The sequence below is a fragment of the Uliginosibacterium sediminicola genome (assembly GCF_039631295.1).
In the GTDB taxonomy this organism is placed as follows: Bacteria; Pseudomonadota; Gammaproteobacteria; order Burkholderiales; family Rhodocyclaceae; genus Viridibacterium; species Viridibacterium sediminicola.
The window spans coordinates 171,441-197,083 of record NZ_JBDIVE010000003.1 but is presented as its reverse complement, the minus strand read 5'-3'; the positions used below and the strand labels follow the sequence as shown (position 1 = coordinate 197,083).

Sequence of the window (25,643 nt, the reverse complement as noted above, 5' to 3'; positions counted from 1 at the left end):
CGCCGGCGCGTTACCATCCGCCCTTTACGCTACCGCCCCGCCAGACCTGACCATGAGCTCATCTTATCTGTCCTCCATCGGCACGCCCCTCAGCCCTTCCGCAACCAAGGCCATGCTGCTCGGCGCCGGCGAGCTGGGCAAGGAAGTGATCATCGCCCTGCAGCGTCTGGGCGTCGAAGTGATCGCCGTCGACCGCTATGCCGACGCACCGGGCATGCAGGTCGCCCACCGCGCCCACGTCATCGACATGACCGATGGCGCCGCGCTGCGTGCGCTGATCGAGGCCGAACGACCTGATCTGATCGTGCCTGAGATCGAAGCCCTGGCCACCGCCACGCTGGGCGAGATCGAAGCCGAGGGGCTGGCCGAGGTGATTCCCACTGCGCGCGCCATCCAGCTGACCATGAACCGCGAAGGCATCCGCCGCCTGGCCGCCGAAGAACTCGGCCTGCCGACCTCGCGCTATGCCTTTGCCGACTCGCTGGAGAGTCTGCAGGCAGCCATCGATGGCGGTATCGGCTACCCCTGCTTCGTCAAGCCGGTGATGTCCTCCTCCGGCAAGGGGCAATCCCTGCTGCGCAGCGCGGCGGACGTCGCAGCCGCCTGGAACTACGCGATGGAGTCCGGCCGCGTCAAAGCCGCCCGCGTGATCGTCGAATCGCTGATTCCCTTCGAATACGAAATCACCTTGCTCACAGTACGCGCCCTCAATACCCAGGGCACGGTGGACACCCTGTTCTGTGCGCCGATCGGCCATGTGCAGGTCAGCGGCGATTACGTCGAGTCCTGGCAGCCGCAAGCAATGTCTGCGCTGGCGCTGGAGCGCGCACGCGACATCGCCGGCCGCGTGACGAGCGCGCTGGGCGGACGCGGCGTGTTCGGCGTCGAACTCTTCGTCAAGGGTGACGAGGTGTGGTTCTCCGAAGTGAGCCCGCGCCCGCATGACACCGGCTTGGTGACCCTGGCCACGCAGCGCCTGTCCGAATTCGAACTGCATGCCCGCGCCATTCTCGGCTTGCCGGTCGATACCACGATGCGCCGCCCCGGCGCCTCGGCGGTGATCTACGGTGGCCTGGAAGAGACCGGCATCGCCTTCGAGGGCGTGGCCCAGGCGCTCGAAGTGCCGGAATCGGACCTGCGCCTGTTCGGCAAGCCGGTGAGCTTTCTCAAGCGCCGCATGGGTGTTGCCGTGGCCAGCGCCGACGACACCGATGTAGCACGCGCACGCGCCAAACTGGCGGCCAGCCGCGTCAAGCCGGTCAAGGGCTGAGTCGATGCGGCACACACAGCACGGCCGAGAATCCCGCGCCCTGCGGGGAATCCCCGTAGCGGCGCCCGCCGTGGCAGGTTAAGCTATGACAATGACACCCGAGGTTCTCCGCTCCGATCCCGAAAGCGAATACTGGTTCGCCGAGGGCTGCTTCATCCTCGAACGCCTGAACACCCCGGAAGATCCCGCCCTGTCGATTGCGCGCGCACGCGTGCTGGCCGGTGGCGTGACGCGCTGGCATCGTCTGCACGGCATCACCGAGCGCTACCTGATCGAACAAGGCAGCGCTCGGGTCGAAATCGGACATGGCGCCGGAATGCTGGTGCAGGAGGTCGGTCCGGGCGATGTCGTCATCATTCCGGCCGCGTGCCCGCAGCGCATCCACAACACCGGCAAATGCGACCTGGTCTTCCTCGCACTGTGCACGCCGCGCTTCGTCCCCGAAGCGTACGAGGACTGCAGCGCCGACGCCGCAGACTGAGCTGGTAACAAGCGCTTACGACTGAGCACTACCGATGCACGCAGCCGGCGCACTAGAATGGCGGGCCTGACGGGCTCGCCCCGTCGTCTCATCCTCCTCGCGCATGAACTTCAGACTCATCGGCACCGTCGCGTGCCTGCTCCTGAGCGTCCCGGCAGCACAGGCGGACACCCCCGCTGCCGTCGATGACCCCATTTTCTCGACGCTGGCCAAGCCGCCCGAGCAAGGCGAAGGCAAGTGGCAGGGCTCGCTGGGCATGGGCTTCACGCTCAACCGTGGCAATGACAATTCAACCCAGGCCAGTTTCAGCGGCAATGCAGTACGGGCGATGCGCGACAGCCGTCTGGTGGCGCGCGCCCTGGTGATCCGCAACAGCTCCAGCGGTGAGCGCACCTCCGAATCGGCCAATCTGGAATTCCGCGGCGAGCGCAGTTTCGACGACAACATGTTCGGCTTCGGCGACGCCCAGCTCGAACGTGATGTGAAGAACGATCTCTCGCTGCGCCAGTCGCTCAGTGCCGGTATCGGACGCCGCCTGTATGACGAAGAGGCGATCCGCCTCAACCTCTACGGCGGTCTGGCCTACGCCATGGCCAACTTCTACGAGGCGCGCGACGGGCGCGGCTTCGAACCGATGGTCGGCGAAGATATGGACTACAAGCTGTCCGAAACCAGCCGTCTGGGCCAGCGCTTCGTGCTGTTCCCGACCACGGTCGGTGCTGGCGGCATGCGCACCGCGCTGCAGGCGGATATCACCACCCGCATCACCGACCGCTTCGGTCTGCAGGTCGCCGTGCTGCACAAGTATCGCGAGCAAACCAATGGCACCAGCAAGCACAATGATCTGACCATCTTCACCGGCCTGACCTCGAAGTTCTGAGCCCCCGCTCAAGCAGGCAGGAAGCAGTTACGGCCGGCATGCTTGGCCGCGTAGAGGGCGGCGTCGGCGCGGGTCATGAACTCATTGAGCGACTCGCCCGGCTGCAGCTGGGCGATGCCGCCGCTGATGCTGAGCTTGAGGATCAGCTCGCCAACGACCATCGGCGCTGCCGCCACCGCTTCACGCAGACGCTCGGCGGCCGCCACGGCCGCCGCTTCAAGGGTGTTGGGCAGCAAGACGGCAAACTCTTCGCCGCCCCAGCGACAGGGCAGATCTTCGGTGCGCAGCTTGTCGATGACGCGGCGCGCAAGCTCCCTGAGCACGTGATCGCCGACGACGTGGCCGTGGGCGTCGTTGATCTTCTTGAAGTGATCGATATCGAACATGATCAGCGCCAGCGGCAAGCCATGGCGCGTCGCGCTGCTCATCATGCGCTCGGCCTCGGCGAGGAAGCGGCGGCGGTTGGGCAGGCCGGTCAGCTCGTCTTCATGCGCCATGCGCGCCACCTTGCGCTCGGCCACTTTCCAGCGCGTGATGTTGAAATGCGCGACGACAATCACCGGCTGGCCGTCGATGTCATCACAGCTGCGCTTGGAGACATGACGGAAGCGCTCCTCACCGGTACGCGGATGCGCATAGTGCTGCTCCTTGTCGATCACCGCGCCACGCAGCACTTCTTCGTCTTCCTGCGCCGTATCGGCAGCCAGATCCGGGCGCGCATCGAGCTTGGTGGCAGGCATGCCGATCAGGCTCTCGCAGCTCATCTCGCGTTCGCGCGCAAAAGCCTCGTTCACCATGACGATGCGGCCATGCCGATCCTTGATGTAGAAAGGATCGGGAATCACGTTGATGACGCGCTGGATGAATTCCTGATTACGCCGTCGCAGCAGCACTTCGCGTTCGAGCGCCTGCTTCACCTCGCGCTCGGCGAGCCGCCAGCGCGTGGTATCAAAGCGCGCACAGACAATCACCGGCTCGCCCTGCGGCCCCTCGCAGCGCGTTTTAGCGATGACGCGAAACTCCTCTGCATGCCCGCGCTGCGGCAGCAGGTGCTCTTCCTTGTAGATGTGCTCGCCGGCCAGGATGGCGCGATCTTCGGCCTGGGTCAGCACCGCATTGATGCCCTCGGCCATGGTGAAAGACTGGATGCCGATCAGATCATCGACCGCAAAGCCCCAGTATTCGGCCTGCGCGCGGTTGATGAGGAGGATGCGACTATCGGCATCCTTCACATAGATCGGCATCGGAATGACATCCAGCACGCGCTGGATGAACTGGCGCGTCGCCTCGTGCTGGCTCCTTTCGCGCAGCAGCCGGCTGTCGGCCTCTTCCGGCGGCACTGCCTCGCCCTGGCGGTAAAGCACACCCGCCACCGCGCTGCACACGCTGGCCGTCAGCAGCATCAGCCAGACCGGCGCGCCCAGCCAGTACAGCATCGCACCGAGACCAAAGCCTCCGGCGGCGGTCACCGTACAGCCAAGCAGCAGCCGGAAATGCGGACGTTTGATCATCATCATCGGATGAGCTTACGGCCATTTCGGGTAACGCTTAACCTGCAGCGCAGCAGAATGTGTGACAGATTTGTCTGCAGTTTGCCGGCGGCATAAATGTTACCGGTAGCATACCGGCTGCGCCACGCAGCGGATCAAATCCTCAGGCGCTCAGCGCCACATAGACGTTCTGCACATCGTCGTGCTCGTCGATGGCGGCGAGGAAAGCTTCCACTTCTTCCAGTGCCTCGGCGCTCAAACTGGCGGCGCTGACCGGGTTCTTCGGCCTGTAACCGAGCTTGGCCGACAGCACATTGAAGCCCTGCCCGGCCAAGGCCTTGCTGACCAGGTCCAGCTCGGTCGGCTCGGTATAGAACAGGGTCGTGCCCTCCTCCTCGCCCGGCTCCAGATCCTGCGCGCCGGCTTCGATGGCGGCTTCTTCCGGGTCGCTGCCCGGCTTGACCGGTTCAGCCTCGATCATGCCCAGGTGATCAAAATCCCAGGCCACCGAACCCGAAGTGCCCAGTTGGCCTTTGCGGAACAGCACGCGCATTTCCGGCGCGGTGCGGCGCACATTGTCGGTCAGGCATTCGACCATCACCGCCACCTGATGCGGCGCAAAGCCTTCGTAGATGACGTGCTCGAAGCTCACCGGCTCATCGGTCAGCCCCGCGCCGCGCTTGATCGCGCGCTCCAGCGTGTCCTTGGGCATCGAGGCCTTGCGCGCCTGCTCGACCGCCAGACGCAGGCGCGAATTCATCGCCGGATCAGCGCCGCCGCGCGCGGCCACGAGGATTTCCTTGACCAGCTTGCCGAACACCTTTCCCTTGAGATTGGCGGCGATATCTTTATGTTTGGCTTTCCACTGAGCGCCCATGGCGATTGCTTTCTGCGTGAGGAGTTTGACGATGCAAGAGTGCGCCGGCAGCCGCCGGCGCGGCGTCCCGCATTCTAAATGCTTGGCGCGGGGACGGCAGCGCGCCGTGCACAGCGCTTGCGCTGGCTCAGGCCGCTGCGTGGCGCAGCGCCTCGTTCCAGATCACGCCATCGGCCGCCATCAGTTCGATGACCTCCGGGCAAACATCGCGAAAACGCAGGCTACGGCCTTGGTCCAGATCGTTGGTGTAGAGCATGAATTCTTCCAGCGCCGCATGATCGATGGCGTCGCCCTGATCTTCAAGCTGCTGCGCAAAGGTATTGGCCAACATGCCATTGAGGGGGACCCGCGCACTGGCCGAGAAGGCACGCAGACGCTGCGCTGCCTCACGACGCGCACGCGGTGGCAGCACTTCGGCACGCAGCTGATGCGGTGTCCACAGCGGATTGGAGATCGGGCGGATATTGCGCGCCTCGCAAAACCGCAGCACATCGGCAAAGTGCAGCGCATTGTAGATGTGGAAGGTCGGCACAATCGACAACATGACCTTGGGCAGGGCTGCGTAGCGCTCCAGATTGGCCAGCACCTCGGACCATTTTCCGGGATAGCGGATGTAATCGAACATCGGCCCCAAGCCGTCGATACTCACCGAGATCGAGATCAGCCCGAAGCGCTCCAGGCGCGCCATCAGGGCGGAGTCAAAGCGCGTGCCATTGGTGGTCAGCCCCATGGTGACGAGCTCAGGCCGTCCCATGCTGGCCAGATGCTCGACAATCGGACCCAGCATGCGGATCACCAGCGGCTCGCCGCCGATGATCTGCAGCGCACGGATGCGCTGGGCGTCCGCCAGCAATTCCCCGAGCAGGAAATCCGCATCCTTGTACCAGGGCAGGCCGCGACCGAGTCGATTGGCCCGTGTCACGCAGGGTGCGGCGTCGTTGTCGTCGATGCCGTACGCATCCTGACGCGCGGCAGCAGCCATGTTGAGGGTCTTGCCTTCCCAGCGCAAATGCACCGGGTCCGCCGCGATTTTCGAACTGGAGCCACTGGAACAGGTACGACACTTGAGATTGCAGGCGTTGCCCATGTTCAGCTGGTAGTCGACGGGCAGACTGGGGCAGGCAAACTCCTCGCGGACCGCCTCGGCCTTGAGTTGTGCGATCAAGCCCCCGGCACGCGCAAAGGCGCCATTCATTTCCAGCCGGCGACTGATGCCGCCTCGATCTTCCACCTCCCAGCACTTGGTACAGCTGCGCACACGCACGCCCTGCACCATGGCCGCACGAATGGCGCGCATGAAGCCGCCATTCCAGATCTCGGCAATCGACTGCTCGTACAGCGACAGCGGCTTGCCGTCGATGTCCTCGACCTGGGTGGACTGGCAGCACAGCTGGGTCGTGCCATCGTCCTGCAAGGTCAGGTGCTGCCAGGGCAACACGCAGAAATTGTCCTGCATCAGAAATTCGGCGGAGGGCATGGCGATGGTCCTGGCAAGGCGCACGCCGAGGCGCGCTAACAGCGTTGAATGCCAGGCAGTCTAGAGTCTTTCGGCAAGCGGCCAATGCGTAAGCAAAGCGGCTTTGTCCGGGCAAATCTCACTGCGACCGCCGGCCGCACGCAGCGCGGGTCGACACAAAGGCTTACATCTGCTTGTCGGCAAGCCTCGGCTCCCGGCGTTGATGGAGCCGTGCTGCATGCACGAAACCAACACGGAGACCTCACATGAAAGCCACACGCCTCATCGCCCTCAGCCTGTTTGCCTACACTCTGGCCCTGGCACCCGGTCTCAGCCAGGCGCATGGCGTCGAGATCATCCTGCCCGGCGTCAGCGTGCGCCTGCCCGGACCGCCGGTGCTGATGCCCCGCGTCGTGGAACGCGAGGTGGTGTATGAGCGCGTGGATCCGTACATGGACTACCGCCGCATGCCGCCGCGCTATGTGCGCGAAGACTGGCGTCGCGAACGCTGCGAGGAACGCCGTTACGGCGCTTATGAACACGGCCGTCACGGCTGGGGCCGCCCTTACTGATCGCCACCCGCTACAACCCGCATGACGGCCCCGAACTTGCTTCAAGCCTCTCACAAACCGGCGCCAAGCTTCCAGCAAGCCCCAATACGCCGGCCACCGCGTGTAAATCCCTAGCCTGGCGCTGCGGCGCCGGGCGGCCTTGTCGCATCCCGGACAAGGCCTTGTCGGTTTTGAGGGCAAACAGAGGCGCCATGGCTTTCGATTTCGCAAACACTTCGCTGGCGAAACTCTTCGCCCAGCCCGGCATCAGCTTGCTGCGCATGGCCGCCAGTACCAGCACCCGTGCGGCGACGCTGGACAGTGAAACCCTCACCGAAATGCGCGATGCGGTCGAACACGGCGCCTGCGAAGGTCTTGCCGCGCTCGACATCTGGCCCGAGCTGCTGCCCGGTCTGCTCAGCACGCAGCCCTCGGCCATGCTGCGCAGCCTGCGCGAATGCGGCGCCCTGGCCCACGTGCTACCCGAGCTGGATGCCTTGTTCGGCAAGCCGCAAGCCGACAGCAAGGGCGATCTGGTCGATCTGGGGCATCACCAGCTGGCAGTCATCGACGAACTGGCCAGCCAGGACGCCCTGCTGCATGTGCGCCTGGCCGGCTTGCTCTACAACCTGGGCAAGGCCGATTCACCGCCCGAGCACCTGCCCACCCACTATCGCCACATCGAGCGCGCCGTGCCGCGCATCCAGGCGGTCTGCGCGCGCTTCGCGCTGGGCGCGGAATGCCTCGATCTGGCCCTGCTCGCCGTCGCCGAAATGGAGCGCGTGCACAAAGCCACCGAAATGCGTGCCGGCGCGCTGGCGGTGATGCTTGGCCGACTTGGCGCTTTCGCGCAGCCGCAGCGCTTTGCCGCGCTGATGCAGCTGTGCGCCGCCGATTACCGTGCCTTTCCCGATGCCGGCGCGGTCTATCCCAAGGCGCGCCTGCTGGATCAGGCCTTGCAAGCCTGCCTGAGCGTCAATGCCGGCTTGTCTGGGGCCAGCGAAGAGGCGGTTCTCGAAGCGCGCGCCGCCGCCATTGCCAAGGCCTTGCGCTCAGAGCGCTTTGCCGGCGGCAGTTAGGCACGGGCACGGCCTGTTAGAATCGTGGGTTCGATTATCCCGGCAGGCTGCACGGCCTGCCTTCCTCAGTGGAGAGCTCACCATGTTTCAGTCCCCCCTTGTCCAGGATCTGCATGATCGCGGCCTGATCGCGCAGACGACCGACGCACAGGCGCTCGATGCGCTGCTGGCCAAGGAATCGGTGACCCTTTATTGCGGCTTCGACCCGACCGCCGACAGCCTGCACCTGGGCCACCTGGTGCCGGTGCTGGTCTTGAAACGCTTCCAGCAAGCCGGCCACAAACCGATTGCCCTGGTCGGCGGCGCCACCGGCATGATCGGCGACCCCAGCTTCAAGGCCACCGAACGCAAACTCAACACGCCCGAAGTGATCGCCAGCTGGGTCGGCAAGATCCGCGCCCAGGTCGAACCCTTCCTGAGCTTCAGTGGCGACAATTCCGCGATCATGGCCAACAACTACGACTGGTTCGGCGGCATGGGCGCGCTGGAGTTCCTGCGCGACATCGGCAAGCACTTCTCGGTCAACGCGATGATCAAGAAGGAATCGGTGCAGCAACGCCTCAACCGCGACGACCAGGGCATCTCCTACACCGAGTTCTCCTACAGCCTGCTGCAGGGCTATGACTTCGCCGAGCTCTACAAGCGTCATGGCTGTGTGCTGCAGATCGGCGGTTCGGACCAGTGGGGCAATATCGTCGCCGGCACCGACCTGACCCGCCGTCTGCATCAGCAGCAGGTGTACGGTCTGACTCTGCCCCTGGTCACCAAGTCTGACGGCACCAAGTTCGGCAAAACCGAATCGGGCGCCATCTGGCTCGACGCCAAGAAGACTTCGCCCTACGCCTTCTACCAGTTCTGGCTGAACACGGCAGATGCCGACGTCTACAAGTTCATGCGCTATTTCAGCTTCCTCAGCGTGAGCGAAATCGATGCCATCGAAGCGGCGGACAAAGCCAGCGGCAAGAAGCCGGAAGCGCAGCGCATCCTCGCCGAGCAGGCGACCGAGCTGGTGCACGGCAAGCAGGCGCTGGAAGCCGCGCAGCGCATCAGCGAGAGCCTGTTCGCCGGCAGCCTCGACGCACTGACCGAGTCCGATCTTGAGCAGCTTGCGCAGGACGGCATGCCCGGCGTGCAACTGGACAAGGCGCAGAGCAGCCTGATCGATGCGCTGGTGGCTGCGTCTCTCGCCAAGTCCAAGAGCGAAGCGCGCACCTTCATCCAGAGTGGCAGCGTGAGCATCAACGGTGTCAAGGTCGATGCAATCGAGCATGTCATCGCTGATGCCGAGCGCTTGTTCGGTCGCTTCAGTGTTTTGCGTCGAGGCAAGAAACAATACGGGCTGATCAGCTGGCAGTAAGTGCCGCGCACCCCGTGTGCTGGCAGACCTAGAAGGGCCGCAGATGCGGCCCTTTTTGTTTTTATTGGCAACTTTCTGTGAAACGATTTACCAATTCAATTGGCATATTTCTTTTACGTGAAAACTGACGAACGGTTTGTTACCCCCTGTCTCAACGGGTTTAGGATGTGCCGACCAAAACAAATGCTGATCGCATTATTCGACAAAATCGATAAATCCGTAAGCAAGTCGGGAGATGTTTTTTTGTGAGAGCCATGTCGCCGCATCCGGCTGCATGGCAAAACCAAACCCCCGGAACCTGCGGTGCTCATCACCGACAAGACCGGGAACAGTCAGCACGAAAAGGGAGAAGCAATGTTGAATCTGAGCAGTCCTACACTTCGCAAGACTATCGGCGTCCTGTTCGGCGCAGGCATGCTGGCCGCCGCTTCGAGCGCCACCGCCGCTCCGCTGGCAGCGGGCACGGTTGGCAAGACCGTGGCCAACTACCTGATGAGCACCTGGCCGAATCTCGACGACTACAGCTGCGGCACCAAGTGCTTCAGCCTCAATTACGATGTCGTACCGGCCACGCCGAACCCGAAGTTCTGGGAATACACCAATGGCGTGCCGCTGCTGGGCATCTGGAAGCTCTATGAGCGCACCGGCAACGTGGCGTACTACAACTACGTCAAGAAGTTCGTCGACACCTACGTCGATGCCAATGGCGTCATCGACTACAGCAAGATCAATCCGGCAACCGGTGCCAAGACCACCAACGACCCGACGATTCAGGACACCATCCAGCCCGCCCTGCTGCTGTTCGGCCTCTACGAAAAGACCAAGGATGCGCGCTACCTGAAGGCGATGACCCGCGTTCGCAACACCGTCGACCAGATCAAGACCAACTCGGCGGGCGCCTTCTGGCACAAGCCCAGCTACGCCAATGAGCAATGGCTGGACGGCATCTATATGACCGAGCCCTTCCTGGTGCGCTACGCCACCCAGTACGCCAACTCGGTCAAGGCCGGTGATGCCGCAACGGCTTACGACATCGCCACCAAGCAGATCAAGCTGATGCACGAGCACACCTTCAACGCATCGAAGAACCTGCACTACCACGGCTGGAACGGCGCTGCGGATGGCGTCTGGGCAGGTCTCGATGCTGCCAAGGGCAAGGTGCCGCCGCTGCCTACCCAGCAAGTCTCGCCGATCCTGTGGAGCCGTTCGATTGCCTGGTACTTCGTCGGCCTGGTCGACACCCTCGAATACCTGCCGAAGACGCATGCCGACTACAACCGCATCTACTCCATCGTGAATTACATTGCTGACGGCCTGACGCGCCAGCAAGACACCACGACCGGGCTGTGGTGGCAGGTCATCGATGTGCGCAACAACAAGCTACCGAGCAATGGCGGCTACCCGGGTGAGCAGGTCGCTGCGCAGCCGAACTTCCTCGAAACCTCGGCCAGCGCACTGTTCGCCTACGGCATGGCCAAAGGCGCACGCATCGGCCTGTTCGATGATGGCGCCAAGGCGGTGGCCAAGAAGGCCTGGGCAGGCGTGAAGAGCAAGATCGACATCTCGGGCAGCAATGTGAACATCCACGGCACCGTGGTCGGCATGAGCCTGGGCGGCACCTACAACGCCTACACCAATGTCGACTTCCGCAGCAATCTGACCAGCGGCGAATTGCCGGCACCGAAGGCACAGTGCTCGACCGTGCCGCCGGCTTACACTTCGTGGCCGATTGCCTGCAAGTACGTTTATGTGCGTGATAACGTGCCTCAAGGCTTCGGTGCTGTGCTGTACGCCGCCAGCGAGCTTGAGTTTTAAGCTGCGCAACGGCCGCTTTCACTGAGCCTAGGGGTTTGCCAGCTTACGTTGGCAAACCCATTTTTTTTTGCGGCGTGGCGGCCTCAGTTCCCGGGCGCTGCGGCAATACTGCTCAGCGGCCCACCGGCCTGATACGCCTGCCACATCAAGACGTAAAGCGCTTCCAGGTGGCGCGTATAGCGCTGCACATCGAACAAGGCACTGGCATCGCGCTGTCGCAACAGCCGCTGGCGCAGCGCCTGCAGCCGCGGCGGATCCTGCGCCAGCGCACAGGCCAGCGCATGGTAGTGATCCAGATCATCCGCAATCAGCGCCTGCAAGCCGACGGTACTGAGCAGGCTGCCCGCCACACGCGCGGCAAAGGTATCGCCGACGATGCTGATCAGCGGCACGCCGACCCACAGCGCATCGCTCGCCGTGGTGTGCGCGTTGTAGGGCGTGGTGTCGAGAATCAGATCCGCGCATTGCAGCCGGCCCAGATGCTCAACCTGCGGCCGATGCGGCGCAAAGACCAGACGCTCGGGCGAAATGCCGCGCTGCATCGCGCGATTGCGCAGATTCCCTTCCGCCAGCGTGTCCTTGAGCAGCCACAACACGCTGCCCGGGCAATCGGCAAGGATGCGGCACCAGGTATCGAAGACCTCGGGTGTGATCTTGTAAGCCTGGTTGAAGCAGCAGAACACCGTGCCTTCATCGGGCAGCCCTTGCGATGAGCGCGTGGGCTGGGCGCCGACCTCGGCCTGCCGGCCATGCGGCTGGTAAGTGTCAGGCAGATAGGCGAAGGCTTCGCTGAAGTCCGCCGCGCTGCTCGCCGGCGTGAGATAGGGGTCGGTGATGATGTAATCGCAGAGCCCCGCGCCGAGAGTCCCCGGATAACCGAGGAAGTTGACCTGCACCGGCGCCGGCCGGAACGCCAGCACCGCGCTGCGCGAGCCCTGGGTATAGCCCTTGAGGTCGACCAGGATGTCGATGCCGGCCGCGTGAATGCACTGCGCGATCTGCAGATTGGACAGCGCCTGCACCTCGACGAAATGCTCGAAGCACTGCTGCAGCCGCGTGCGCATCGCCTTGCCGTCATCCACGCCGTAGGAGAAGGCGAACAGCTCGAAGTCTTCACGCGCATGCGCCTCGAACATCTCGATGAGCAGGTGCACGGTGGCGTGATCATGAAAATCACTGGAGAGATAACCGATGCGCAAGCGCCCGGACGGGCGCCGGGCAAAGCTGAAGACCGCCTCGGGATGCGCCAGCGCAGCGTCGTGGATGCGTGTCTGCAACCATAAGTCAGCGCAACTGCGCTGCTCGGCCGCGCTGATGCCAGGCAAGGCCAGCAGCAGAAAGGGCGGCACCAGGCTGGCATCGCCGCGCGCGAGGCGCTCGCGGATCTTGGCGCGCCAGGCATCCAGCTCGTCCCACTCGCACATGCTGCGGCTGAGGTTGTAATGCTTCATGGTGGATGCCCTCGCGCAGCCGTGCAGACGAAAGGATGAAACCAGGCCGGATCAGGCAGGGCATCACGATGATGGCTGGCGGGCACATCGCAAGACGCAAGCGCGTCGTGAGCAGGGACTCGTGCTTTCATCCTACAGACTTTATGCGGCAGCGCAGCATGCCTGTGGCACTTTCTTGCAAAGATTCCTTCACCCCGCGCCGCCAGATCGACTACCCTCCCAGCCTAGGCCCTGCATCCGGGGCAGCCAGAGCCGTACAGATCATCCATGCATCCGATTCACGACACCGACGTCCTCCTCTTGCTCGCCATCACCCTCGCCAGCAAGCGCAAACCCGCCGCCCTCGACGAGATCGCCGTCGGCCTCGGCATGATCCAGCCACGACTGCCGCAAGAGGCCAAGCTGATCGAAGCCTTCGCCCGCCTCTCCACCTACGGCCTGATCGCATTGCGTGAAGGCGGCTACACGCTGAGCATCGAAGCGCAGAAGATCATGGCCACGGTGCCGGTCAAGGGCGAGACGCAGGCGCGCATCTTCAGCCTCAAGGAAAAGCTCGCCAGCTACAACGGCACGCCGCGCCATGACACTGTGCAGCCTGCGGCCGAAGAGCTGGCTGCCGCGATCAGCGCCTGGCGCGCCTCGCTGCCGCCGCCGACCAAGTCCGAACGCTTTGCCGAGCGCAAGGAGAAGGAAAAGGAAGTCAAACGCGCTTACGGTCGCGCAGCGCGTGGCCCGCGCGTGAATCACTAAAATCTTCGGCCAGCCATACCCAGGCGTCTGACAGGTGTCTGTGACGCGAAGGACGCCGAGCAAAGCGAAGGTTCGCGAAGCTTCAAATCGCAGGACTTGCCGACCAGATTCCTTGGCGAAACTTTCTTGTCTTTTCTTCGCGTCCTTCGCGTCAAAAAATCCAACCTGAAATCGTGAGCAGCCTCTTGGCAAGGTCGTCGCCAAGCACGTGATGCTCGGCAAGCGAGATTTTTCAGCCAGTGCGCGACGCCTTGCCGGATAATCGCGCATGACCGAAATCCACATCCCCGCCAACGAAGCGCCGGCCCCCGGCAGCAAATCGTTCCGCGAACTGCCTTTGTCTCCTGCCATGCAGGAGACCCTGCAGCAGCTCGAATACCTTGAAATGACGCCGATCCAGGCCGCCAGCTTGCCGCTGGCACTGGCCGGCCACGACCTGATCGCACAGGCCAAGACCGGCAGCGGCAAAACCGCCGCCTTTGCCCTGCCGCTGCTGACCAAACTCAATCCGCGCTGGTTTGCCGTGCAGGCACTGGTGCTGTGCCCGACACGCGAGCTGGCCGAACAGGTCTCGCAGGAGATCCGCCGCCTCGCCCGCGGTCAGGACAACATCAAGATCATCACCCTGTGTGGTGGCACCACCATGCGCCCGCAGCGCGCCAGTCTCGAACACGGCGCACACATCGTGGTCGGCACGCCGGGGCGGATCATGGATCACCTCGAACGCGGCAGCCTGCAGCTCGATGGCCTCAGCACCCTGGTGCTCGACGAGGCCGACCGCATGCTCGACATGGGCTTCTTCGACGACATCGTCTATGTCGCCAGCCATTGCCCGCCGCGTCGCCAGACCCTGCTGTTTTCTGCCACGTACCCGGACGGCATTGCGCGCCTGGCGCAGCAGTTCCTGCGCGATCCGCAGACCGTCAAGCTTGCCGAGCAGCACCAGTCGGACAAGATCCGCCAGCGCTTCTACGAGATCAAGCACGAGGAACGCCTGCAGTCGGTCGTCACCTTGCTGCAACACTACCGCCCGACCAGCACCCTGGCCTTCTGCAATACGCGCGAACAATGCCGCAAGCTGCTCGCCGTGCTGCAAGCCAATGGCATTCACGCGCTGGCCCTGCATGGCGAGCTGGATCAGCACGATCGCGACCAGGTGCTGATCCGCTTTGCCAATCGCAGCTGCTCGGTGCTCGTTGCCACCGATGTGGCCGCGCGCGGTCTGGACATCAGCCGCCTTGAAGCGGTGATCAATGTCGACATCACGCCCGACCCCGAGGTGCATGTGCACCGCATCGGCCGCACCGGCCGCGCCGATGAAGACGGCTGGGCGCTGAGCCTGGCCAGCGTGCCGGACAAGCGCCGTGTCGCCAATATCGCGCAGGTCAATGGCTTCGAGGTCGAATGGCATACGCTGGGCAACTTGCAATCGAACGACAGCTCGCCCCTGCTGCCGCCGATGGAGACGCTGCAGATTCTCGGCGGCCGCAAGGAGAAGATCCGCCCCGGCGACGTGCTCGGCGCGCTCACCGGCGAAGCAGGCTTCACGCGCGAGCAGATCGGCAAGATCAACATCACCGACCAGACCAGCTACGTCGCCGTCGAACGCAGCATCGCCGCCGAAGCGGTGCGCCGCCTCGGCGCCGGCAAGCTCAAGGGCAAGCCGGTCAAGGTGCGCATGCTCTGAGCGCCTCGCGTACACACAAATTGTCGTTTTGTGCGCCGATCGCTAGACGCGAAGGGCGCGAAGAAAAAGCAAAGGTCCGCAAAGAAAGGCAACTTGCCCCCTTTGCGGACCTTCTGTTTTGCTCTGCGGCCTTCGCGTCAAAATATCCAGCGCTTAAAACTGAACACGCCTTCACCGAACCGCATTAGCGGATGATTCCGGCCCTTGTGCTTGGCACATTCAGCTGAGCGCTCAGTATTCCCAGAAGATGCGCTGCAGTTCCTTGCTGTCATTGGTCTTGGTCAGCGCCACCATGGCCAGGATGCGTGCTTTCTGCGCTTTGTGGTCATGCGCGACGACCCAGTCGTACTTGTCGTCCGGCTGCTCCGAATTGCGCAGCACGAAGCCTTCGGGCACGCGGGCGGCGCGAATGATCTGCACGCCCTTGGCACGCAGGCTTTGCAGCACGGGCACGATGCGATCCGCTACCGAGCCATTGCCGGTGCCCGCCTGGATGATCGCCTTGTCCTTGGCAAAGGCTTCATAGGCGGTCGGCGGCACACTGCCGTAGGCATAGACGATGTCCACATCCGGCAGGCTGTCGATCTTGTCGATGTCGAATTCCGAATTCATGGTGTGGCGCTTGACCGGCGCGCGGAACCAGTAGGCCTTGCCTTCGACATTCATGCCCAGCGCGCCCCACTGGCTGTTGAAGGCATTGGTGACGATGTTGATGGTCTTGGACACGTCGCGTGCGCTGAAGATCTGATCGTTCATCGTCACCAGCACGCCCTTGCCCTTGGCCGTCGGGTTGGCTGCCACGCTCACCGCGTTGTAGAGGTTGAGCATGCCGTCGGCCGACATCGCCGTACCGGGGCGCATCGAACCGACCACCACGATGGGCTTGTCGGTATGCACGGTGAGGGTCAGGAAGAAAGCGGTTTCTTCCAGCGTGTCGGTGCCGTGGGTGACGACGATGCCATCCACACCGGGCTGTTTGGAGAGCGCCGAGACACGCTTGGCCAGCGTGATCAGATGTGCGTTGGTGAAGCTCTCCGATGCGATCTGGAACACTTGCTCGCCGCTGACATTGGCCACATCCTTGAGCTCGGGCACGCCGGCGATGAGTTTATCCACCGGCACCTTGGCTGCCTGGTAGGTCGCGCTGTTGGCGGCCGTAGCGCCAGCCCCCGCAATGGTGCCGCCGGTGGCCAGAATCACGATATTGGGCTTGCTCTGCGCCCAGACTGGTGCAGTCAGCAGGCTGCAACACAGCAGCAAAGCGGCGCCCAGAGACTGCGTGTAACGCGATACGGCGCGTGCCCCAAGGCGCCGTAAGGACAAGGATTTTTCTTCTGTAAAGCTTGCTTGCATAGTGACTCCTGCATGGATGGATGAAAGTTCGCTGCATGTCACCACGGCCCGAAGCGCCGCAGCATCATGGTGCATGAACAAGCCATAGCAAGTTTAGAGCCCGGCGACGCTCATGTCATGAGCACCCGCCGGGGGTATTACGGTTTTCCGCAGCGGACTCAGAACAAGGTGAAAAGATTGAGGCCGATGATCGCCGCTGTCGTCAGCGCGGCGGCCGTCGCAGCCACAGGGCTGAGCACCTTGGCGCCCATCACGCTGCGCCGCGAGGCAAGTATCACCAAGGGCACCAAGGCGAACGGCAAGGCCACGCCGAGCACCACCTGACTGAACACCAACAACTGGTCCGGGTCAGTACGGCCGGTCAGCTGCATCAAGGCCACGCCCGCTACGGCCACGATCAAGCGCGCCACGATGCGACGACGGCTGCCGCCTTTCTGCGCCTCGCCACGAAAGCCCTTGCTGAGGATGCGGCCGGCCATCATGCCGGTCATCGCCGAGCTCTGGCCTGCGGCGTAGAGCGCGATGGCGAAAATCGTCGCCGCGCCCACGCCCAACACATCACGCATCGCAGCGTGCGCGCCGATCAGGCTATCGACATTGGCGCCCGTGCCGCTGAGCGACGCGGCCGCCACAATCATGATGGCCGCATTGACGAGCATGGCCAGGCCCAGCGAGACCAGGGTGTCATTGCGGGCAATGCGCCCAGCCAATGCGCGATCCTGGCTGCGCAAGCCCTTCACCCGCTCGGCCAGCATGCCGGCGTGCAAGTAGAGGTTGTGCGGCATCAGGGTCGCGCCAAGGATGCCCAGCGCAATCACCAGCCCTTCATGGCTGCGCAAGGCCGTACCGGTCTCGCTCACGCCGCGTGCGGCGGCCGACCAATCCGGCCCGGTCTGCACCAGCAGCACGAGGAAGGACACGGCGACGATGCCGATCAACACATTGATGAGCTTCTCGTGCGCGCCTTCGCCGACGCGGGACAAGGAGAGGAACACCGCCGTCGCCGCACCGGTCAGCGCAATGCCAAGCGGCAAGGGCAGATCGAACAGGATGCGGAAGGCAATCGCGCCGCCGACCATCTCGGCAAAGGCTGTGGCGAGGATCGCCGCCTCACCGGCCAGCCAGGAAGCTTGCGCCAGGGCGCGCGGCAAGTGGCGGGCACTCAAGCTGGCAAGGTCTTCGCCGGTTGCCAGCACGACGCGCGCAACAAGCGTCTGGAAGACCATCGCCAGCACACTCGCCAGCACCACCACCGACAGGAGCTGGTAGCCGAAATGCGCACCACCGGCGATGTCGGTCGCCCAGTTACCCGGATCGACATAGCCAACCGCCACCAGCAAACCTGGACCAACCAGGTGGCGCAAGTTGAGCGCAGAAGCGCTGCGTTGCTGTTGGGCGCCGGACACGGCAAGAATCAGTGAGCTCATGGTGGGGCCTCTTACGGTGGAATTCACTGTAGTGTCGGCCTTTGGCGAAAATCAATCCAATTGATTGAATCTCTGTTTTCAATTGCCGCTGACTATCAAAGATAAAGACCTCCTCAAACCCCGGGCGACAGCGCACTCAGCTGCCGTTGCGGCCACACCCGCACCAGCAAAGCGGCCAGCGCGGCCGCTGCAGCGAACAGCGCCAGACCTCGCCAGCCGGCGTGGTTGAGCGCCAGGCTACCCAGCGCCGAGCCGCTGGCCATGCCGACGAACATGGCGCCGACAAGCAGGGCGGTGAGGCGGCTACGGGCGGCCGGTTCGAGGCTGTAGATGATGCTCTGGTGAGCGATCAGCGCGGCCTGCACGCCCAGATCGAAAGCTACGGTGCCGACGATCAGCAGCCACAGGTTCTCCGGCGCGATGACGAACAGCATGAAGCTGGCAAACACCAGCAGCGCGCCGCCACGGGTAACCAGTTCGGGGCCCTTGCGGTCGGCGATCATGCCGGCCAGCGGCGCCGCCAGCGCACCGGCTGCACCGGCCAGACCGAAAGCGCCAGCCACCGAGCTACCGTAGTTGAACGGTGCCTGATGCAGCATCACGGCAAGCGTCGACCAGAAAGCGCTGAACGCGGCGCTGAGCAGGCCCTGCGCCAATGCGGCACGGCGCATGCCGGCATGGCGACGCCACAGCGTGAACAAGGAACCGAGCAAGGCCGAGTAAGACATCTGTGTGGTGGGGACGAAGGCCGGCAGCCAGCGCGCGGCAGCCAGGCCCAGCAGCGCCACGGCGAAAGCGGCGAGCACGAACATGCTGCGCCAACCGAAAAGCTCGGCCACGCTGCCGCTGACCACGCGCGAGAGCAAGATGCCCAGCAGCAGGCCGGTCATCACGCTGCCGACGATCTTGCCGCGCCGCGCTTCGGGCGCCAGGCTGGCCGCAGCCGGCACACAGTCTTGCGCCAGCGAGGCGGCAATGCCGATAACCACGCTGCACAAACCCAGCTGCAGCAAGGACTGCGCAGCCGCCGTGGCCAGCAGGGCCAGGCTCAGCAGCACGCATTTGATGAGGATGATGCGGCGCCGGTCGTAGCGGTCACCGATTGGCGCCAGCAGCAGGATGCCGGCGGCGTAGCCCAGCTGGGTCAGGGTCGGCACGCGGCCGATGGCGGCCGGCGAAGCCTGGAACTGCTCGGCCAGCATCGCCAGCATGGGTTGGTTGTAATAGAGCGAAGCGGCACCAAGCCCGGCGCCCGCCGCGAGCAAAAAGACCAGGCCGCTGCTGATGCCGCCGGCGCGATCTGCTGATGAATGAGTTGTCATGGTAATGAGGTCCTGCAAAAGGGGTGAGTGCAGTGTGCGGCGCAGCACGACATTACGGAAGGCGTATGCCTCGCAAAACTGTTATACATTGTGCGCATGAAAGCGAACCAGGATCGTCTGACCCTCATGCAGACCTTCATCCGCATCGTCGAGGCCGGCAGCTTGTCGGCCGCTGCCGCGCAGATGAACACCAGCCAGCCGACCATCAGCCGTCGCCTGCAGACGCTCGAGCGCTCGCTGGGTCTGGCCCTGCTGCAGCGAAGCACCCACGCCATGCAGCTGACCGAAGCGGGGTCGCGCTATTACGAGCGCGCGCATAAACTGCTCGCCGGCTGGAGCGAGTTCGAGTCGGACTTGCGCGGCAGCGTCGATGAGCCGCAGGGCAATCTGCGCGTGGTCGTGCCGCACGCTTTCGGCCAGCATCAATTGGTTGGGCCGCTGACTGACTTCCTCCAGCGCTACCCGAAGATCAGCGTGGAATGGCTGCTGCACGACACGGCGCCGAATTTCATCGAAGAGGGCGTCGATTGCGCCATCCGCGTCGGCGGTCAGCCCGACCCCTTATCGGTCGCCATCAAGATCGCCGAAGTACCGCGCATCATCGTCTGCGCGCCCAGCCTGCTGGCAGACCGCCCGGTACCGACGTCTCCCGGCGAGCTGAGCCCCCTGCACTGGCTTGCGCTGCGACCCTACTATCGCAAGGAAGTGACGCTGCACAACTCGAAGGGAGAACAGGAGACGCTCAGCATTACGCCGAGAATCAGCACCGATAGTCTCTATGCGCTGCGTAGCGCGATGCTGCGAGGGATCGGCGTCGCCGTGTGCTCGGCCTGGGTTGTGGAGGATGATCTGGCCAGCGGCAATGCCATACAGCTACTGCCGGACTGGCGCGCCGCCTCCCTACCGGTCTATCTCACGTACCCCTACGCGGCCTTCTACCCGGCGCGCCTGCGCGCTTTCATCGAGCTGATGCGCAACTCACTCGGCGGTCTGCCCTGGCGCGGCGAAGTACTGCGCGCTGACGCCGGCGAATCGGCACGTTAAGATGACGGACTCCGCTGCACCGCAGCAGCCCGCTTGCCGAACGCCATGACCACCCGACTCTGCCTGATCCGCCACGGCGAAACCGACTGGAACGCCGAAGGGCGGCTGCAAGGCGCCATCGACATCCCCCTCAATGCCCTCGGCGTTCGCCAGGCGCAGGCGGCGGCGCGCAGCCTGCGCGAGCAAAGCTTTGATGCGCTGTATTGCTCCGATCTGCAACGTGCGCGCATGACGGCCGAAATCATCGGCGATGCCCTGCATTTGCCGGCACGCATCGATGCACGCTGGCGCGAACGGCACCTGGGCTTGCTACAGGGACTGACGCGTGAGGAGGCCAATGCGCGCTTCCCCGATGCCTATGGCACGCTCAAGGCACGTCGGCCCGACTATCTGCCGCCCGAGGGCGAAGCCATCGACGCGCTGCTTGCCCGTGTAGAGGCGGTGCTCGCACAGATTGCGCGCGAACACGCCGGACAGAACGTGATCGTGGTCAGCCACGGCGGCGTGCTCGACATCGCCTACCGCCTGGTGATGGGTATCCCCTACAACCTGGTGCGCAGCTGGCGGCTCAACAATGCCGCACTCAACTGGCTAGAGCATGATGGCCAGGCCTGGCGACTGATCGCCTGGGACGACAGCAGTCATCTGCAGACCACCCAGCAAGCGGCGCGCGACGAGCAGTCAGCCTGAGCCGACAAAAAAGCGCTCAGGCTTTTTTCAGGAAGCATGCCTTGAGCATGAAGCTGCCGCCTTCCATGCGGCAATCAACCTCATGGTCGCCGCCGACCAGGCGGATGCTCTTGACCTTGGTGCCCTGCTTCAAGGTAATCGACGAGCCTTTGACCTTGAGATCCTTGATCAGCACAACGGCATCGCCATCTTTCAGCACGGTGCCATTCGAGTCCTTGACGACCGCCTCATCGGACTCAGCCTCCAGCTCGGCCGAAATCGGCCATTCGTAGCCACAATCGGCGCAAATATAGTTGGCACCATCGGCATAAGTGTTTTCGAGAGTGCACTGGGGACAGGCAGGAATGGCAGACATGAGTGTTCCAGACGTACGTGGGGCCGGCAGTATACGCCCGGCAGGCCCGGCGAACCGATCTGTCAGATTACAGTTTTGCGATCAGGCTCCGTAAACGAGGCGATAAGACATCTAAAACTCGACCGGCAGCCTCCTCTCAACTGCGGGACACCCAGACATGAAAAGACTCCGCAGCATCGCGTGGCTGATTGTCTGTCTGCTCTGCATGACAGCCACCCCCGCACGCGCGCTGGAGCAGGTCCGGCTGCAACTCAAATGGACCCATGCCTTCCAGTTTGCCGGCTATTACGCCGCGCAAGCGCAGGGCTATTACCGCGAGGCCGGCCTCCAGGTCGACATCCTCCCTGCCCCGCCGGATCTGGACCCCGTCACGGCGGTCGTCACCGGCAAGGCAGAATATGGCGTCGGCACCAGTAGCCTGCTACTGGCCCGCCATGCCGGCAAGCCGGTAGTAGCGCTGGCAGTCATCTTCCAGCACTCGCCCCTGGTCTTGCTCAAGCGCTATGAGGCCGGTGATCAGAGCCCGCAAAGCCTGGCCGGCAAACGCATCATGATCGAACCCCAGGCCGAGGAACTGCTCGCCTATCTGCGCCGCGAACAAGTACCGCTGGAGAGCATCCACTTCATGCCACACAGCCATCGGCCACGCGATCTGATTGACGGACGTGCCGACGCCATGTCGGCATACGAAATCGCCGAGCCCTTCGAACTCGACCAGCTTGGCATACACTACCAACGTTTCACGCCACGCTCAGCGGGCATCGAGTTCTACGGCGACAATCTCTTCACCTCCGAGCAAGAACTCAAGCACCACGCTGCACGCGCTGAGGCATTCAGATCGGCCAGCCTGCGCGGCTGGCAGTACGCCATGGCGCATCCGCGCGAGATCGCCGAACTGATCGAACGCGAGTATTCTCCACCGCACCCAATTAACTATCTGCTCTACGAAGCACAGCAGATGGACGAGCTTCTACACCCCGATCTGGTCGAGATCGGCTACATGAATCCGAAACGTTGGCGTCATATTGCTGACACCTATGCGGAACTGGGCTTGCTGCCGAAAGACTTTCCGCTCGACCGCTTTCTCTATCAGGCCCCCGGCAAGCCGGACCTCCGCTGGCTATATGGCGGCCTGGCCATCCTTGTTGCCCTGGTCGCGCTGATGCTCTACGTGCTGCGCATGAATCATCTGCTCAAGCAGGCCCTCACCTCCAGCCAGGCCGCCAAGCAGACCCTGCGCGAGAGCGAGGAACGCCACCGGATGCTGGCTGACAACGCCTCCGACGTGATCTGGGTACGCAATCTGCAAGGCGAGCTGACCTACATCAGCCCTTCGGTCGAGAAAATACGCGGCTACACACCGGCTGAAGCGATGCGGCAAACCATCGATGAGCATTTCACCCCAGCGTCCGCACGCCAGCTCAAGGAAAGCATACAGCGTGGCATCGAGGCAGTACGCCAGGGGAAGCCCTTCCCGACATTTCGCGGCGAGGTCGAAGCGCGCTGCAAAGATGGATCAACCGTGTGGGCTGACATCAATACATCAGCGATCCGCAATCACGCCGGCGATGTCATCGGCATTCTTGGTGTTGCCCGCGACATCAGCATGCGACGCGAAGCCGAGGCGCGCATGCGCCACATGGCGCAACACGATCAGCTCACCGGCCTGCCTAATCGCAACCTGTTCTCCGACCGCCTTGGACAAGCGATTGCCGATGCGCAACGCCACACCGAGCAACTGGCCCTGATGTATCTGGATCTGGATAAATTCAAGCCGATCAACGACAACTTTGGCCATGCCACCGGCGATCTGGTCCTGCGTGAAGCAGCGGCGCGAATGTGTGCCTGCGTGCGTGACTCCGATACCGTCGCGCGGGTCGGCGGTGATGAGTTCATCGTCCTGCTGCGTCGCCTCGACAACGCCGAGGACGCATTGCGCGTCGCCGACAAAATCCGCCAGAGCCTGCGCGAGAGCATCGTGCTCGGCGCGCAGCGTTTCAATATTTCGTGCAGCATCGGCATCGCCATCTACCCGCAGCATGGCGACAACGAGATCACGCTCTGCGCCCATGCCGACCAGGCCATGTACAACGCCAAACACAGCGGACGCGACAAGGTGACGCTCTATGGGCCCGCCATACCGCCCGTCAGCTTCGACTGAGGCCGGCGCTACAGCATGGCCAGTGGTACGGCGCCACGCGGAGCGGGATACAAGTGCTCCAGCTCGGCCAGCTGTGCGGCATCAAGCTGGATCTCGGCGGCCGCCAGATTCTCGCGCAGACGCTGCCGCTGGCCGGTCTTTGGAATGACGATTACATCTTCCTGAGCAAGCAACCAGGCCAGTGCTGCTTGCGAGGGGCTGAAGCCATGGCGTGCAGCGAAGTCGATCAGCTTGCGCTCACGCAGCAGGCGCCCTTGTTCAATCGGCGAGTAAGCCATCAAAGGCATGCTGCGCGCGCGCTGCCAGGGCAGCAAATCCCATTCGACACCGCGCCGCCCGAGGTTATAGAGCACCTGGTTGGTGGCGGTGGCCGCAGCGCCATCGAGTGCTGCCCATTCGCGCATGTCATCCAGATCGAAGTTGCTGACGCCGAAATGGCGGATCTTGCCCGCCGCCTGCAAGGCCAGGAAAGCTTCCAGCGTCTCCTGCAGAGGCACGCTGCCGCGCCAATGCAAAAGATAAAGATCGATATGCTCGGTACGTAGTCGCCGGAGACTACGCTCGCAGGCCGCCACAGCATCGCGCCGCGAGGCATTGTGCGGATAGACCTTGCTGACGATGAAGGCCTCGTCACGACGCCCGAGCAGCGCCTCACCGATCAGCGACTCAGCGCGTCCCTCGCCGTACATCTCCGCAGTGTCGATCAGGCGTAGGCCCAGATCGAGCGCCAGCTGGAGCGTGGCGATTTCCTCGCCGCGCAGCTTGCGCTCATCGCCGATGCACCAGGTCCCCAGCCCCAGTGCAGGTACACTTTCACCGCCGGGCAGAACGATTTGCTTCATGCGCGCTCCTTCACAAACTAAAGCATGCAGGCCGTACTCGCCGGGCGACCCGGCAGATTCAGGGTAGCCGTCGCCATCGGGCTGTGGGCAATCACCTTGCCCGCACGCATCACCAGCAAGCGCGTGGCACGCAGGCGAATGGCCTCAATCGGATCACGCGCCTGCAAAAGCAGCAGATCGGCCCGGCACCCCGGCGCAATGCCATAGTCATCAAGCCCGAGAATGCGCGCCGGTGCCGTCGTCACCGCGGCAAAGCACTGCTGCATCGCTGCCTGACCGGTCATCTGGCCAACGTGCAGCCCCATCTGCGCCACTTCGAGCATGTCGCCGCTACCCAACGGATACCAGGGGTCCATCACGCAATCATGACCGAAGGCGACCTCGACGCCGGCGGCCAGCAGCTCGGGCACGCGGGTCATGCCACGGCGCTTCGGGTAGCTATCGTGGCGTCCCTGCAAGGTGATGTTGATCAGCGGATTGGCAATCGCCGCCACGCCCGCCTCGCGGATCAGCGGAATCAGCTTGGAGACGTAGTAATTGTCCATCGAATGCATCGAGGTCAAGTGCGAGCCGGCAACACGCCCCTGCAATCCAAGACGCTGAGCGTGAAATGCAAGTGTCTCGATGTGCCGTGAGAGCGGGTCATCCGTCTCATCGCAGTGCATGTCGACGCGCAAGCCGCGTTCGGCCGCAAGCTCGCAGAGGATGCGCACCGACTCGGCGCCCTCGCTCATGGTGCGCTCGAAGTGCGGAATGCCGCCCACCACGTCGACGCCCATGTCCAGCGCCCGCTTGAGGTTGTCCAGCGCGCCCGGCGCTCGCAGCACGCCGTCCTGCGGAAACGCGACCAGCTGCAGATCGAGATAAGGCTTCACCTTCTCGCGCACATGCAGCAAGGCTTCGACGGCCAGCAGGCGCGGATCACAGACATCGACATGCGAGCGGATCGCCAGCAGCCCCTTGGATACCGCCCAGTCGCAATACGCCAGCGCGCGTTCGACGATGGCCTCCTGCGTCAGCTGCGGCTTGAGTTCGCCCCACAGCGCGATGCCTTCGAGCAGAGTGCCCGACTGATTCACGCGCGGAAGGCCGTAGCTGAGCGTAGAGTCCATGTGGAAATGCGCATCGACAAAGGGCGGCGCGACCAGCATGCCATCCGCATCGATCAGCTCGCCAGCCTGGGCGGCCAGGGCGGCTTCGACAACCTCGATGCGGCCGTCGCGGATGCCGATATCGATGCCGCTGCGGCCATCGGGCAGATTTGCATTGCGGATGATCAGGTCAAACATGCTTGGCATTCCTCAA

General features: G+C 63.6%; 22 protein-coding genes. 12 read left to right on the top strand and 10 right to left on the bottom strand.

Annotated features, from left to right (window positions below; genetic code table 11):
• Window positions 1-52: 52 nt before the first annotated feature.
• The 3 genes from purT (at window position 53) to ABDB84_RS07870 (ending at window position 2,631) form a co-directional block, all read left to right on the top strand.
• Window positions 53-1,270 carry a formate-dependent phosphoribosylglycinamide formyltransferase gene (gene purT / locus ABDB84_RS07880; RefSeq protein WP_345919164.1) on the top strand — a complete coding sequence of 406 codons (1,218 nt, stop codon included), beginning with the start codon at window positions 53-55 and terminating at the stop codon, window positions 1,268-1,270.
• An 85-nt stretch (window positions 1,271-1,355) separates the two neighbouring features.
• A complete protein-coding gene (locus tag ABDB84_RS07875) occupies window positions 1,356-1,751 on the top strand; it encodes a cupin domain-containing protein (RefSeq protein WP_345919163.1) in 396 nt (131 codons plus the stop codon).
• A gap of 103 nt (window positions 1,752-1,854) precedes the next feature.
• A complete protein-coding gene (locus tag ABDB84_RS07870) occupies window positions 1,855-2,631 on the top strand; it encodes a DUF481 domain-containing protein (protein ID WP_345919162.1) in 777 nt (258 codons plus the stop codon).
• Between the two features lie 8 nt (window positions 2,632-2,639).
• On the opposite strand, the gene ABDB84_RS07865 is transcribed toward ABDB84_RS07870, so the two are convergent.
• The 3 genes from ABDB84_RS07865 to ABDB84_RS07855 form a co-directional block, all read right to left on the bottom strand.
• Window positions 2,640-4,148: a sensor domain-containing diguanylate cyclase gene (locus ABDB84_RS07865; protein WP_345919161.1), complete on the bottom strand. Its 1,509-nt coding sequence runs from the start codon at window positions 4,146-4,148 to the stop codon at window positions 2,640-2,642.
• Window positions 4,149-4,284: 136 nt separating this feature from the next.
• Complete coding sequence (locus ABDB84_RS07860) at window positions 4,285-4,998, bottom strand: YebC/PmpR family DNA-binding transcriptional regulator (RefSeq protein ID WP_345919160.1); 714 nt, start codon at window positions 4,996-4,998, stop codon at window positions 4,285-4,287.
• A gap of 127 nt (window positions 4,999-5,125) precedes the next feature.
• A complete protein-coding gene (locus ABDB84_RS07855) occupies window positions 5,126-6,475 on the bottom strand; it encodes a twitch domain-containing radical SAM protein (RefSeq protein WP_345919159.1) in 1,350 nt (449 codons plus the stop codon).
• 245 nt (window positions 6,476-6,720) lie between these two features.
• On the opposite strand from ABDB84_RS07855, the gene ABDB84_RS07850 reads away from it, so the two are divergent.
• The 4 genes from ABDB84_RS07850 to ABDB84_RS07835 all read left to right on the top strand — a co-directional run bounded on the left by ABDB84_RS07850 (window position 6,721) and on the right by ABDB84_RS07835 (window position 11,256).
• On the top strand, window positions 6,721-7,026 hold the full coding sequence (locus ABDB84_RS07850) for a hypothetical protein (RefSeq protein WP_345919158.1): 306 nt from the start codon (window positions 6,721-6,723) through the stop codon (window positions 7,024-7,026).
• A gap of 191 nt (window positions 7,027-7,217) precedes the next feature.
• Window positions 7,218-8,084 (top strand): tRNA nucleotidyltransferase, encoded by an 867-nt coding sequence (locus tag ABDB84_RS07845; RefSeq protein ID WP_345919157.1) that lies wholly within the window; start codon window positions 7,218-7,220, stop codon window positions 8,082-8,084.
• 82 nt (window positions 8,085-8,166) lie between these two features.
• Complete coding sequence (tyrS, locus tag ABDB84_RS07840) at window positions 8,167-9,441, top strand: tyrosine--tRNA ligase (protein ID WP_345919156.1); 1,275 nt, start codon at window positions 8,167-8,169, stop codon at window positions 9,439-9,441.
• Between the two features lie 354 nt (window positions 9,442-9,795).
• A complete protein-coding gene (locus tag ABDB84_RS07835; protein ID WP_345919155.1) occupies window positions 9,796-11,256 on the top strand; it encodes a glycoside hydrolase family 88/105 protein in 1,461 nt (486 codons plus the stop codon).
• Between the two features lie 83 nt (window positions 11,257-11,339).
• Here ABDB84_RS07835 and ABDB84_RS07830 read toward each other — a convergent pair whose 3' ends face one another.
• Window positions 11,340-12,707, bottom strand: coding sequence for an O-linked N-acetylglucosamine transferase, SPINDLY family protein (locus ABDB84_RS07830; RefSeq protein WP_345919154.1), 1,368 nt, complete (start codon window positions 12,705-12,707; stop codon window positions 11,340-11,342).
• A 267-nt stretch (window positions 12,708-12,974) separates the two neighbouring features.
• Here ABDB84_RS07830 and ABDB84_RS07825 point away from each other — a divergent pair, with 267 nt between their 5' ends.
• Entirely contained in the window at window positions 12,975-13,457 is a 483-nt protein-coding gene (locus ABDB84_RS07825; RefSeq protein ID WP_345919153.1) for a hypothetical protein, read from the top strand.
• A 268-nt stretch (window positions 13,458-13,725) separates the two neighbouring features.
• Complete coding sequence (gene dbpA / locus ABDB84_RS07820) at window positions 13,726-15,144, top strand: ATP-dependent RNA helicase DbpA (protein WP_345919152.1); 1,419 nt, start codon at window positions 13,726-13,728, stop codon at window positions 15,142-15,144.
• Between the two features lie 231 nt (window positions 15,145-15,375).
• Here the strand turns inward: dbpA and ABDB84_RS07815 are convergent, their stop codons facing one another.
• From ABDB84_RS07815 to ABDB84_RS07805, 3 genes are all read right to left on the bottom strand, one after another.
• Window positions 15,376-16,497: an asparaginase gene (locus tag ABDB84_RS07815; RefSeq protein ID WP_345919151.1), complete on the bottom strand. Its 1,122-nt coding sequence runs from the start codon at window positions 16,495-16,497 to the stop codon at window positions 15,376-15,378.
• Between the two features lie 158 nt (window positions 16,498-16,655).
• Window positions 16,656-17,924 carry an Nramp family divalent metal transporter gene (locus ABDB84_RS07810; RefSeq protein WP_345919150.1) on the bottom strand — a complete coding sequence of 423 codons (1,269 nt, stop codon included), beginning with the start codon at window positions 17,922-17,924 and terminating at the stop codon, window positions 16,656-16,658.
• A 113-nt stretch (window positions 17,925-18,037) separates the two neighbouring features.
• A complete protein-coding gene (locus ABDB84_RS07805; protein WP_345919149.1) occupies window positions 18,038-19,246 on the bottom strand; it encodes an MFS transporter in 1,209 nt (402 codons plus the stop codon).
• Between the two features lie 96 nt (window positions 19,247-19,342).
• Between ABDB84_RS07805 and ABDB84_RS07800 the strand changes: the two genes are divergently transcribed.
• Window positions 19,343-20,290 (top strand): LysR family transcriptional regulator, encoded by a 948-nt coding sequence (locus ABDB84_RS07800; RefSeq protein ID WP_345919148.1) that lies wholly within the window; start codon window positions 19,343-19,345, stop codon window positions 20,288-20,290.
• Between the two features lie 45 nt (window positions 20,291-20,335).
• Window positions 20,336-20,980 (top strand): histidine phosphatase family protein, encoded by a 645-nt coding sequence (locus ABDB84_RS07795; RefSeq protein ID WP_345919147.1) that lies wholly within the window; start codon window positions 20,336-20,338, stop codon window positions 20,978-20,980.
• A gap of 16 nt (window positions 20,981-20,996) precedes the next feature.
• Here the strand turns inward: ABDB84_RS07795 and ABDB84_RS07790 are convergent, their stop codons facing one another.
• Window positions 20,997-21,335, bottom strand: a complete 339-nt coding sequence (locus ABDB84_RS07790) for a zinc ribbon domain-containing protein YjdM (RefSeq protein ID WP_345919146.1) — start codon at window positions 21,333-21,335, stop codon at window positions 20,997-20,999.
• A gap of 157 nt (window positions 21,336-21,492) precedes the next feature.
• Here ABDB84_RS07790 and ABDB84_RS07785 point away from each other — a divergent pair, with 157 nt between their 5' ends.
• Window positions 21,493-23,496, top strand: a complete 2,004-nt coding sequence (locus tag ABDB84_RS07785) for a diguanylate cyclase domain-containing protein (protein WP_345919145.1) — start codon at window positions 21,493-21,495, stop codon at window positions 23,494-23,496.
• Window positions 23,497-23,504: 8 nt separating this feature from the next.
• Here ABDB84_RS07785 and ABDB84_RS07780 read toward each other — a convergent pair whose 3' ends face one another.
• Window positions 23,505-24,338, bottom strand: a complete 834-nt coding sequence (locus ABDB84_RS07780) for an aldo/keto reductase (RefSeq protein ID WP_345919144.1) — start codon at window positions 24,336-24,338, stop codon at window positions 23,505-23,507.
• 17 nt (window positions 24,339-24,355) lie between these two features.
• On the bottom strand, window positions 24,356-25,627 hold the full coding sequence (locus ABDB84_RS07775) for an amidohydrolase family protein (RefSeq protein WP_345919143.1): 1,272 nt from the start codon (window positions 25,625-25,627) through the stop codon (window positions 24,356-24,358).
• Between the last annotated feature and the right edge of the window lie 16 nt (window positions 25,628-25,643).